The sequence below is a fragment of the Lacrimispora sp. genome (assembly GCF_032078915.1).
GTDB lineage: Bacteria > Bacillota > Clostridia > Lachnospirales > Lachnospiraceae > Lacrimispora.
Genome location: NZ_DAMAUN010000024.1, coordinates 65120 through 75702 on the forward strand (window position 1 = coordinate 65120; position 10583 = coordinate 75702).

Below are 10583 nucleotides of genomic sequence, written 5' to 3' on the forward strand. Positions count from 1 at the left end.
AAAGAAATAAGCTGCAACGAGGTATATCATGAAACTATATGTCAAATGGTTTGGAAGGCTTTTTGCACTTGCTGCCATTATTAATGTCTTTATTGAACTGGTCAGCAGAAAATCTCTGCCAAGTCTTGGTTTTTATATATGGAGAAGCTTTCCGGTATTTCTATTGAACACTCTGATCATTGCCCTTCCCTTTACCGTTGTATTTGTGACGAAACGGAAGGCATTTGCCTGCATTACCATATCGTTGATATGGTGTTTTATGGGAGTGGTTAACGGCATCCTGCTTATCTTCCGGACCACCCCCTTTACCGCGGCGGATTTTCGTCTGATAAAGTATGCGGTCAGCCTGGCCACGGTTTATTTTACCTGGATGCAGATTATTTTTATTGGGGCCGGCATTGTGTCAGCAGTTATATTTATAGCCGCAGTTTGGCGCAAAGCGCCTGTTTCTAAGGAAAAGGTCCGGTACGGCTTTGGAGTAGGGCTAATAGCCATAAGCGGAGTGGTTGTGCTGGGACTGACAAGCGCCTCCATGAATACGGGTTTGGTGGCAGTTCATTTCGGCAATATCGGAGAGGCATTTAAAAGCTATGGCTTTCCATACTGCTTTTCCAATTCCCTGTTTAACACCGGAATATCCAAGCCGGAGGGATATGGGACTGAGACAATGGAAGAGATCCGGGATGAGGAACTGGTTCCGGAGAATACGTATGCTTTGTCTGAGGATACAAAGCCGAATGTGATCATGATTCAGCTGGAATCCTTTTTTGATCCTTCCTTATGGAAAAACAATCCGGTAAATTATGACCCCATCCCATTTTTCCACCACCTTCAGCAGAGCTATCCGGGAGGCTATTTAAGTGTACCCTCTGTGGGTGCAGGTACCGCCAATACGGAGTTTGAATCGATTACAGGCATGAATCTGGATTTTTTCGGACCTGGAGAGTATCCCTATAAAACCGTGCTAAAGAAAACTTCCTGTGAAAGCGTAGCCTTTGACCTAAAAAACTTAGGTTACAGTGCCCATGCGATCCATAACAACGAGGCCACTTTTTATGACAGGAACCGGGTGTTTTCCCAGCTTGGCTTTGATACCTTTACCCCCATTGAATATATGAATAACGTAGAAAGAAATCCAACGGGCTGGTGCAAGGACAAGATTCTCACCGGTGAGATCATCAGGACACTGGATTCTACGGCAGGCCCTGATTTTATCTATACCATTTCCGTTCAGGGGCATGGGAAATATCCAAACTTTGAGTATTACTGCCAGCAGATCGGAGAGATGGATCAGTTTATCCGTTCCCTTGTCAACACCCTGCGGACCAGGAAGGAACCTATTGTTTTGGTCATGTATGGGGATCATTTACCTGGATTTGAGTGGTCAGAGGAAGAGATGAAGAACCGTTCCCTGTTTCAAACCGAATATGTGATATGGAACAACATGAATCTTCCTGTGGAGAAAAAGAATGTGGAGGCTTATCAGCTTGCGGCTCATGTATTGGATATGCTTAACATTCATGAGGGGACTATGATGAGGTTTCATCAGAAATATTTCAGTAACCCTGAAACAGAAGAAGAAAGTTATTTAAGGGATATGAAAACTCTGGAATATGATATTCTTTATGGAGGCCGTGAAGTGTACGGCGGAGAAAGCCCTTACCAGTCCACAAACCTTAAAATGGGAATTGATGATATCGTTGTTGACCATGTGGTGTACAATGATTCCAATGTTCTGGTTTACGGGGAAAATTTCACGCCTTATTCCAGGATATGCTTTGACGGAAAGGCTGTGGAAACCACGTTTGTATGGCCGGAGCTTATTATTGCAAAAGGTGTTCCTGAAAAGAAGATGAAGGATTCAGCGCTTTCCGTTTGGCAGATCGGAAGGGACAAGGTACCCCTGGGAGAGAGCAAAACCCATCACTGGACGAATAGGATCAGAGATTTGAATTGAGTAGGACAAAGAGGGGAGAGCGCAATACTTTTGCGCCTCCCCTCTTTATGGCTCACATAAAAGCGTATTTCTTAAACATTGCTGTATTACAGCGTAATTAATTCGTATTCCGCGCTGCCCAGACCGATTTTCACCCCATGTTCAATGGAGGATTTCCAGTTTGTGTTGGGATGAGTGTCTTTAAAATGGTCATGGTGATGGCTGCCGTGCTTTTCCAGTATGCTTCCTGTCATAACAGGCTGGTGGTTTACGGCATCTGCACAGGCCACATCAAGAGCTACCGGGTCAAAGGAAGCAAACATACCTACGTTAGGTATAATGGGAATATCGTTTTCTGCGTGGCAGTCGCAGTAAGGAGATACATCCATAACCAGGCTGATGTGGAAATTTGGCCGGTCTCCGAGAACTGCCTGGGTGTATTCTGCAATTTTATAATTCAGGATGTCATTGGACTCATCAAAGTCTGTCTCAACGGCATCCACAGGACAGACTCCGATGCAGCGGCCGCAGCCTACGCACCTGTTATGGTCAATGAAAGCCTTTTTATCCTGAAAAGAGATGGCGCTGTGGGCGCAGTTCTTTTCACAGGCGTGACAGCCGATACAGGTTTCTTCGCTTACATGGGGCTTTCCTGCGTTATGCATCTCCATCTTTCCTGCCCGTGAGCCGCAGCCCATCCCGATGTTTTTCAAAGCTCCGCCAAAGCCGGTGCTTTCATGGCCCTTAAAATGGGTAAGAGAAATAAAGATATCGGCATCCATAACAGCCCGTCCGATTTTTGCTTCCTTTATGTATTCCCCGTTAATGGGAACCAGGCTTTCATCAGTTCCCTTTAAGCCGTCTGCAATTAAAACATGGCATCCGGTTGAAAAGGGGGAAAAGCCATTTTCATAAGCGGTATCCAAGTGGTCCAGAGCATTTTTCCGGCTTCCCACATACAGGGTGTTGCAATCCGTTAAAAATGGTTTTCCGCCCTGGGATTTTACAAGGTCAACCACTGCTTTTGCATAATTGGGACGGAGAAATGACAGGTTTCCAAGTTCGCCAAAGTGAATCTTAATGGCTGTATATTTATTCTGAAAGTCAATCTGCTCCAGCATTCCGGCAGTTTTTATAAGTCTCTTAAATTTCTGAGGAAGGTTTTCCTGAAAAGTAGCATGAAAGCTCGTATAGTAAACCTTTGATTTTTCCATTTCGGTCTCCTTTAATCCGTGATATGATACCGCTTATTATACTGTAAATAATCAGGGAATTCAAGAAGGCAATTTGGTCTTTATTTCCAGAACTATTTATGCTAAACTAGGAGAAGCAAATGACTACGGTTCACAGGAGGATATAAGATGAGTCAGAACAGGCGTTCCAGAGAGACGGTTTGCATACAGGGGGGCTGGCAGCCGAAAAGCGGCGATGCCAGGGTGCTTCCGATCTTTCAGAGCACAACATTTAAGTATGATGACAGCGATAAGATGGGAAGGCTGTTTGATTTAGAGGATGAGGGGTATTTTTATACCAGACTGGCAAATCCTACCAACGATGCGGTGGCATCTAAAATCTGCGAGCTGGAAGGCGGAGAGGCTGCTATGCTGACATCTTCCGGACAGGCTGCCAATTTTTATGCGCTGCTAAACATCTGTCAGGAGGGAGACCATGTCATCAGTTCTGCTACCATCTACGGCGGCTCCACCAATCTGTTTACCGTAACCTTAAAAAAGATGGGGATTGAATCCACTCTGGTGGATCCGGGACTTTCAGAAGAAGAGCTTTTAAAGGCATTTAGGCCAAATACAAAGGCAGTATTTGGTGAAACCATCGGCAATCCGTCTCTTGTGGTTCTTGATATTGAGAAGTTTGCGGGGCTTGCACATAAGCACGGTGTTCCTCTGATTGTGGATAATACGTTTGCAACTCCGATCAACTGCCGTCCTTTTGAATGGGGCGCAGATATCGTAACACATTCTACAACAAAATACATGGATGGACATGCCACCAGCGTAGGCGGCTGCATCGTTGACAGCGGAAACTTTGACTGGGAGGCTCATGCAGAGCGGTATCCGGGGCTTACCACACCTGATGAATCCTACCATGGCATTGTATATACCCAAAAGTTTGGGAAAAAGGCCTATATAACGAAAGCGACCACTCAGCTGATGAGAGATCTTGGTGCGATTCCCTCCCCAATGAACTCCTTCCTTTTAAACCTTGGTCTGGAAACCCTGCATCTCCGTGTTCCCTGCCATTGCGGGAATGCATTAAAGGTGGCGCAGTATTTAAGCTCCAGGGAAGATGTGGCCTGGATCAAATATCCGGGTCTGGAGGGGGATGAATATCATGAACTGGCAAAAAAATATATGCCTGATGGCACTTGCGGCGTAATCTCCTTTGGCTTAAAGGGGGGAAGGGAAGCTGCGGTTAAGTTTATGGATGGACTGAAACTGGCGTCTATTGTGACTCATGTGGCAGATGCCCGCACTTCCGTTTTGCATCCGGCAAGTCATACCCACAGACAGCTGACGGATGAACAGCTTGTTGAAGCGGGTGTTGATCCGTCCATGATCCGGCTGAGTGTTGGCATTGAAAATGCAGAGGATATTATGGAAGATATCAGACAGGCACTGGAGCAGTAAAAGAAAGGTATGAGGAGCGGGAAGACTGCGGTATCAGCGGTTTTCCCGTTGTTTTTGACGTCTTTGAAAAGAATACTGAGTCTGCCGGAGGTTGCAAGATAAAGAGGCAGGCTGTATAATTAAAAAGATATGATTCATTGAATTGGCAGCATAGGAGGTGCACAAGATGAAACTGATCAGGAGAATGCTGAGGATTATTTTTGGCCGGACTACGTTTGCGGTCGTTTCTCTTATCATACAAGTGGCTATTCTATTTACGGCATACCGCTTTTTAAGCCGTTACCTCGCCTATTTCTATGGTGGTTCTGCTCTGCTCGGTGCATTTGTTATCATTTATATTCTGAACAAAGAGGAAAATCCGAGCTTTAAGCTGGCCTGGATGATCCCAATCGCGGCTGTTCCTGTGTTCGGAACATTTTTTTATCTGTTTGTGGAGCTGCAGATTTTGGGAAAACTGGCAAATAAACGGCTGCGGGTCAACATGGAAGATACGGAAACCTTTCTGAACCAGAGCCCAAGGGTCATGGAGGATTTGTCCAGAATCAGCAGGCGAAATGCCAATCTGGCTTACTATATCAAACATTCAGGCCATTACCCGGCATATAAAAATACGAATGTACAGTATTTTTCCCTGGGTGAAACCATGTTTGAAGAGATGAAGAAGGAGCTGGAGGGTGCAAAGCGGTTTATTTTTATGGAATTCTTTATTGTGGAACACGGGGAAATGTGGGAAGCCATATTGGAAATTCTGGAGAGAAAGGCAAAAGAGGGGGTGGAAGTCCGGTTCATGTATGATGGCATGTGTTCCCTGGCCCTGCTTCCGTTTAGCTATCCAAAGGAATTACAGGCAAGGGGAATTAATGCAAAGATGTTTTCTCCCATTAAGCCTGCATTTACCACTTACCAGAACAACCGGGACCATAGAAAAATCCTGGTGGTGGACGGTCTTACAGCTTTTACCGGAGGAGTAAACCTGGCAGATGAATATATTAACCGGCGTGTACGTTTTGGCCATTGGAAGGATACAGGAATCATGCTGAAGGGGGATGCCGTTACCAGCTTTACCATGATGTTTCTGCAGATGTGGAACATTTCTGAAAAAGGGCCTGAGGACTATGGGAAATATTTAAGAGATCCGGAATATTTTTATCCTTTGGAGCTTAGCATGGATGGATTTGTGATTCCTTACGGGGACAGCCCTTTGGACCAGGAATCGGTTGGGGAACAAGTTTATTTGGACATCATAAACTCCGCCAGACATTATGTCCACATTATGACGCCATATCTGATTCTGGATTATGAAATGATCCAGGCTCTTACGTTTGCCGCCAAGCGGGGCGTGGAGGTCGTTATCGTTATGCCGGGGATACCGGATAAGAAATACGCATTCCTGCTTGCAAGGTCTCATTACGGAGAACTGTTAAGGGCCGGGGTCCAGATTTATGAATATATACCAGGCTTTGTCCATGCAAAGGTATATGCAAGCGATGACATCAAGGCAGTAGTCGGAACCATTAATATGGATTTCAGAAGCCTTTACCTTCATTTTGAATGTGCAGTCTACCTATATCGGAATGAAGTTATTCGGGATATACAGAGAGATTTTCATGACACTCTGGCCCAATGCCGCAGAATCACCATGGAAGACTGCAGGAATTATCCCTGGTATGAAGTTTTGGCAGGGCGGGCGTTAAGACTGTTTGCACCGCTTATGTAGAGCAATAGGAAAAATCTGCTGTTTATGAAAAAATGCGCCGGAAGCATATGCTTCCGGCGCATTTTTTAAAATCATAGATCTTTAAAATGACTTTGCATCAGTAATTATTGGGAAACCTCGAAAATAGTCATGTGTGCCTGAACTGGGGTCGCACCGTAAGAAACGGTCTGCCCGGTTGAGTTAATAAGTGCAATGGTGGATGGGATTGCGCCTACAGTAATCAGGGTGATTCCGCTTAACTGGCCTGTTACGATTGGCGAGCAGGATGCTATGCCGCTGCTTCCATTGATCTCTAAAGAAAATTCAACGAAAGTGGATGAGCCTGCACCATCTGTACTTACCCACCAGGATACATAGTAATTTTGTTCTGCATTAAGTGTTGCAACGCCTGTTGTTGTATTATAAGAAATATTAAGGCTCTGGTTGTTTAAAATGGTATTGAATATTACACGGTTTCCATCTGCTACTGAGGTACCTCCAGTGAGCTGCAGGTCAAATCCCCGTAATTGCGTAAATGGTCCTGCAGGTCCAGTCGGTCCGGTTGGTCCTTGCAGCCCCTGAATTCCTTGTGGTCCTTGAGCGCCAGTAGCGCCAGTAGCGCCAGTAGCGCCGGTAGCGCCGGTTGGTCCAGTAGGTCCAGTTGGTCCTTCTGGTCCCTGAGGTCCTTGCGGTCCCTGAGGTCCCTGAGCGCCGGTAGCGCCGGTCGGTCCGGTTGGTCCCTGTGGTCCCTGAGCGCCGGTAGCGCCGGTAGCACCTGTTGGTCCAGTTGGTCCCTGAAGTCCCTGCGGTCCCTGAGGTCCCTGAGGTCCAGTCGGTCCCTGAGCGCCGGTAGCGCCGGTAGCACCGGTGGCTGCATGTATTTTATGACAACGTTGTGTAAATTAAAATGAGAATGGATAAAGCCGCTTGTTTAGCCGACTTTGTTATTCTCTACAACGGTTAATTCTTTTCTGTTGTTCTCGATAAACTCCACTATGCGACGGTGTTGGTCTGCAAAATTGAAGTCTATCGTTACGTCGCCGCCCTCGTGGATATGGATAACTTTGATTAGCTCGGCAACAATACCCCGGTCAAGGCTGCATATGTTCTTGTACTTGCGGAAAGCGTCAAAGTAAGGATTATCAGAAGTTACCCCCTGTGCCATATCCTTATTTTCTTCTTCAAGGTTGGCTATATCCTGCTTTAGCTGCTGTTCCTTTTCCTCAAACTCTTTTTTCATGCGGTGGTATTCCTCATGGGTAATATCGCCGTTTTTCCAATCCACATAAAGCCCTGTGCTGATACCCGAAATCTTTTCAAGCTCCTGTTTCCGCAGTTTGATAGAAGCGGTCAGCCGTTTTGAAACGGTGCGGGGGGCAGGAGCATTGTTTATGTCGTTGATAAGCTCTGCCATACCATCAATCAGTGCAATTTGCTTTTGAATGGTTTCCAGAACAATACTTTCGAGCTTATCATTTCTTATGGAATGTCGGGTACATAACCCTGTCGTGTTATTTGTCCTGCAAGCATAGTACACAAGATTTTTTGATGTTCTGCGTCCCATTGATTTTCCACAATCGGCACAACGTAGGAAGCCGGAAAAGGTGTATAGCTGCCCAGACTGTGGAGCGGTTCGCGTGTCCCTTTGCATTAGCCCTTGTGCTTTATCAAAGATTTCTTTGTCAATAATCGGTTCGTGGGTGTTCTCAACAATAAACCATTCGCTTTCAGGTGTGTTAATCCTTGTATGCACCTTATAGCTCTTTACTTTCTGCTTTCCCTGCACCATATGACCTAAGTACATTTGATTGGTAAGAATAGCGGTAATGCTGCGGGCAGACCATAGCGGTTCATTGTTGACAATGGCGGGATTATGGTACTTCATGCCGTTTTGCCGCTTATAAGCAGCGGGGCAAAGGGTTCCCATGCCAATTAGCTTTTTCACAATCCCGTTTTTGCTCATTCCGTCCCGAACAAACCAGTGAAAAATATCCTGCACAATCGGGGCGGTTTCATTATCCACAATTAAGCAATGTTTGTCGTCAGGGTCTTTTAAGTAACCATATGGTGCAAAGGCTCCGATAAACTCACCCTTTTTGCGCTTCATGTTAAAGGTTCCCCGGACTTTAATTGAGGTTTCCCGGCAGTGGTTTTCATTGTACATACTCTGAATAGAAACGCCCATTTCGTAAACTTCATCAGGGTTTTTGTAGCTATCCAGTTTGGGAAGCTCCAAAGAGATAAACCGTACATCTTTTACAACAAACAGATGTTGCAGATACTTTTTGCACTCCCAATCGTTACGGCTCAAACGCGACAGGTCTTTGACTATGACACAATTTACAATGCCCTTGTCAATATCTTCAAGCATACGTTGAAAATTTTCCCGGTCGCTGTCTGTGCCAGTGCAGCCGTCGTCGATATAAATATCCAAAAGCTGCATTTCCTCCTCAAGCATGAGGCTTTCCAAATACTCTTTTAATCGTTGACGTTGGTTTTTTACGCTGTAACTTTCGTCGTTTCCGTCCTCTCTGGATAGCCGGATATACAAAGCTACTTTCCATAGAGCGAGGATTTGTTTGGTTTTATCAAGGCTTTTTCTTACACGAGCCATTATACCTCCCGTCCTCTATAATCACATTATTATTATACCATAGTTGAGCTTAAAAGTCACTGTATATGATGTGTAAGTTCATATTGTTTAGACTTTTTTTAAGCTGATAAAAAAGTCTTTCAGCTTACTTTTTAGCTCATCACCCGCAGGCTCAAACCTTACACGAACGGCACTGTCACCGCACAAAAAGCAATAAGGGTTTTTTACCTGTTCTAAATAATTTATCATTCTTTGTTCCGGGGGTAGGTTCGTGTCAATCTTGATTCCACGAATATCCACAAGTCCAGTTTTATCTATCTTTTCTATTCCTGACTGGCTCATTTCGTCCAGTTGTTTTACTGTTAACATTTGTTCCCCCTCCTTTTTGGTATTCAATACAGCATATGCAAAACCGCTTGTACGGTATGTTGTCGAAAAAAGAGGCTTTAATCGGACGGTTTTAGCAAAACCTCACGGGAATTTCACCCCTGCATGGTTCTCATGCAGCCCTATCCATTGCCTGCGACGCTTTGAACGCTCGGACTGTGGCTATAAGGGAGTATCATTGTACCTTTTTGCACGTCGTCGCCCGCAAGCCGCTACACTTGTTTTGGGTAGTAGTGTTGTTCGCTCTCTCTGAAATAGAGGTCATGGCGCACCCAACCTATGGCTCGGCACAAAAAGAACGTATCCGATTTGCCTTATACTGCGTCGGCATTTTTTCCGTCGCTTTCTTTGTCAAGGAGCAAAAGCAAGGTGAGGTTCTACACTCTGCGGAAAGGGGGGCGCAGCTTGCTTAACTCAAACCTTGAATGAAAGGACAGCCCGCATCAGCTTTGACCGCAAGCGGTCGCGTATGTCCTCGTCTATGCCGTAGTAGGTATTTCCGCGTTCGTCGCGGAGCTTCCGCATAGACAAAGTGGCTATGTAGCTTTCGTAATGCTGTACGACAATCTTCATAGCTTCCGGGTCGCCCTTTGTTGCAGCTATGATTACCGGGTAGGGTAACAAGCCGCGTTCGTCTTTTTCGGTGTTACCAATCGTTTCAATCATAGGCGCGTTCCTCCAAATAGCGTTTTAGCAGCTCAAAAGAGCTTGTCCGTCTGTACTGTACGGTGCTACGCGGGATTGCGTATAGTTCTGCAATCTCCGCGTCGCTCATATCAAAGAAGTAATACAGTAAGACGGCGTTGCGTTTTTCTTCCGGCAAGCTGTGCAGGGCTTCGGCAAGCAGCTTTGCGGTGATTTCCTTTCCCGCCACGCAAAAGGATTGTTCAGCTTCATCATCTGCAAAATAGCGGTCATTGGTGTAAAGCTGATTTTCCTCCTGCGGGGACAGATCAGAAAAAGTCACTTCGCGTAGCTGCTGACGCTTTGTGTCCCTGTGGGCGTTGGCTGCTTCGTTTTTCAACGCCCGTTTGCAATAGCCGTTAAAGGCGCAACGGATTTGCCATTGGGTACGAACAGGTTCATTCATGGTATTCACCTCCTTTCGCAACCGCGAAAGCGGGTGATGATTTCCCCTCTCATAAACCCTCAACACCGGGCTTTTTGAAAACGCCGAAAATGTCAGTGGATTTTTCAAAAAAACTTTTGAGAAAAACGCAAAAAAGCCCGGCTGCATAGCGCAACCGGGCACAAGGGAATTATTAACAATTCGATGGTGATGTGTGTGTTCATATTGATAGCCAAAATATCCCGTTAATGGATAAT

Annotated in this window: 9 protein-coding genes; 4 read left to right on the plus strand and 5 right to left on the minus strand. The window is 45.6% G+C overall.

The window, feature by feature from the left end:
- Positions 1 to 28 precede the first annotated feature (28 nt).
- Positions 29 to 1957 (plus strand): LTA synthase family protein, encoded by a 1929-nt coding sequence (locus RT269_RS11785; protein WP_313182833.1) that lies wholly within the window; start codon positions 29 to 31, stop codon positions 1955 to 1957.
- Between the two features lie 86 nt (positions 1958 to 2043).
- On the opposite strand, the gene RT269_RS11790 is transcribed toward RT269_RS11785, so the two are convergent.
- Positions 2044 to 3150 carry a DUF362 domain-containing protein gene (locus RT269_RS11790; protein WP_313182834.1) on the minus strand — a complete coding sequence of 369 codons (1107 nt, stop codon included), beginning with the start codon at positions 3148 to 3150 and terminating at the stop codon, positions 2044 to 2046.
- Positions 3151 to 3297: 147 nt separating this feature from the next.
- Between RT269_RS11790 and RT269_RS11795 the strand changes: the two genes are divergently transcribed.
- The 3 genes from RT269_RS11795 to RT269_RS11805 all read left to right on the plus strand — a co-directional run bounded on the left by RT269_RS11795 (position 3298) and on the right by RT269_RS11805 (position 6655).
- Positions 3298 to 4581 carry an O-acetylhomoserine aminocarboxypropyltransferase/cysteine synthase family protein gene (locus RT269_RS11795; protein ID WP_313182836.1) on the plus strand — a complete coding sequence of 428 codons (1284 nt, stop codon included), beginning with the start codon at positions 3298 to 3300 and terminating at the stop codon, positions 4579 to 4581.
- A gap of 166 nt (positions 4582 to 4747) precedes the next feature.
- The gene (gene cls / locus RT269_RS11800; RefSeq protein WP_313182837.1) at positions 4748 to 6298 is read left to right on the plus strand and encodes a cardiolipin synthase; all 1551 of its coding nucleotides are present in this window, start codon (positions 4748 to 4750) and stop codon (positions 6296 to 6298) included.
- Positions 6299 to 6490: 192 nt separating this feature from the next.
- Positions 6491 to 6655, plus strand: a complete 165-nt coding sequence (locus RT269_RS11805; protein ID WP_313182839.1) for a hypothetical protein — start codon at positions 6491 to 6493, stop codon at positions 6653 to 6655.
- Between the two features lie 553 nt (positions 6656 to 7208).
- Here RT269_RS11805 and RT269_RS11810 read toward each other — a convergent pair.
- The 4 genes from RT269_RS11810 to RT269_RS11825 all read right to left on the minus strand — a co-directional run bounded on the left by RT269_RS11810 (position 7209) and on the right by RT269_RS11825 (position 10347).
- Entirely contained in the window at positions 7209 to 8891 is a 1683-nt protein-coding gene (locus RT269_RS11810; RefSeq protein ID WP_313182841.1) for a recombinase family protein, read from the minus strand.
- Between the two features lie 87 nt (positions 8892 to 8978).
- Complete coding sequence (locus RT269_RS11815) at positions 8979 to 9239, minus strand: DUF6870 family protein (RefSeq protein ID WP_195198997.1); 261 nt, start codon at positions 9237 to 9239, stop codon at positions 8979 to 8981.
- A 432-nt stretch (positions 9240 to 9671) separates the two neighbouring features.
- Positions 9672 to 9923, minus strand: a complete 252-nt coding sequence (locus RT269_RS11820; RefSeq protein ID WP_313182844.1) for a helix-turn-helix domain-containing protein — start codon at positions 9921 to 9923, stop codon at positions 9672 to 9674.
- On the minus strand, positions 9916 to 10347 hold the full coding sequence (locus tag RT269_RS11825; protein ID WP_313182847.1) for an RNA polymerase sigma factor: 432 nt from the start codon (positions 10345 to 10347) through the stop codon (positions 9916 to 9918). The genes RT269_RS11820 and RT269_RS11825 overlap by 8 nt, the downstream gene beginning before the upstream one ends.
- Positions 10348 to 10583: the final 236 nt, after the last annotated feature.

Coding starts and splice junctions, on each gene's coding strand:
- cls (WP_313182837.1), top strand. CDS start 4,748: ATGAAACTGATCAGGAGAATGCTGAGGATTATTTTTGGCCGGACTACG.
- RT269_RS11785 (WP_313182833.1), top strand. CDS start 29: ATGAAACTATATGTCAAATGGTTTGGAAGGCTTTTTGCACTTGCTGCC.
- RT269_RS11825 (WP_313182847.1), bottom strand. CDS start 10,347: ATGAATGAACCTGTTCGTACCCAATGGCAAATCCGTTGCGCCTTTAAC.
- RT269_RS11820 (WP_313182844.1), bottom strand. CDS start 9,923: ATGATTGAAACGATTGGTAACACCGAAAAAGACGAACGCGGCTTGTTA.
- RT269_RS11815 (WP_195198997.1), bottom strand. CDS start 9,239: ATGTTAACAGTAAAACAACTGGACGAAATGAGCCAGTCAGGAATAGAA.
- RT269_RS11805 (WP_313182839.1), top strand. CDS start 6,491: ATGGTGGATGGGATTGCGCCTACAGTAATCAGGGTGATTCCGCTTAAC.
- RT269_RS11790 (WP_313182834.1), bottom strand. CDS start 3,150: ATGGAAAAATCAAAGGTTTACTATACGAGCTTTCATGCTACTTTTCAG.
- RT269_RS11795 (WP_313182836.1), top strand. CDS start 3,298: ATGAGTCAGAACAGGCGTTCCAGAGAGACGGTTTGCATACAGGGGGGC.
- RT269_RS11810 (WP_313182841.1), bottom strand. CDS start 8,891: ATGGCTCGTGTAAGAAAAAGCCTTGATAAAACCAAACAAATCCTCGCT.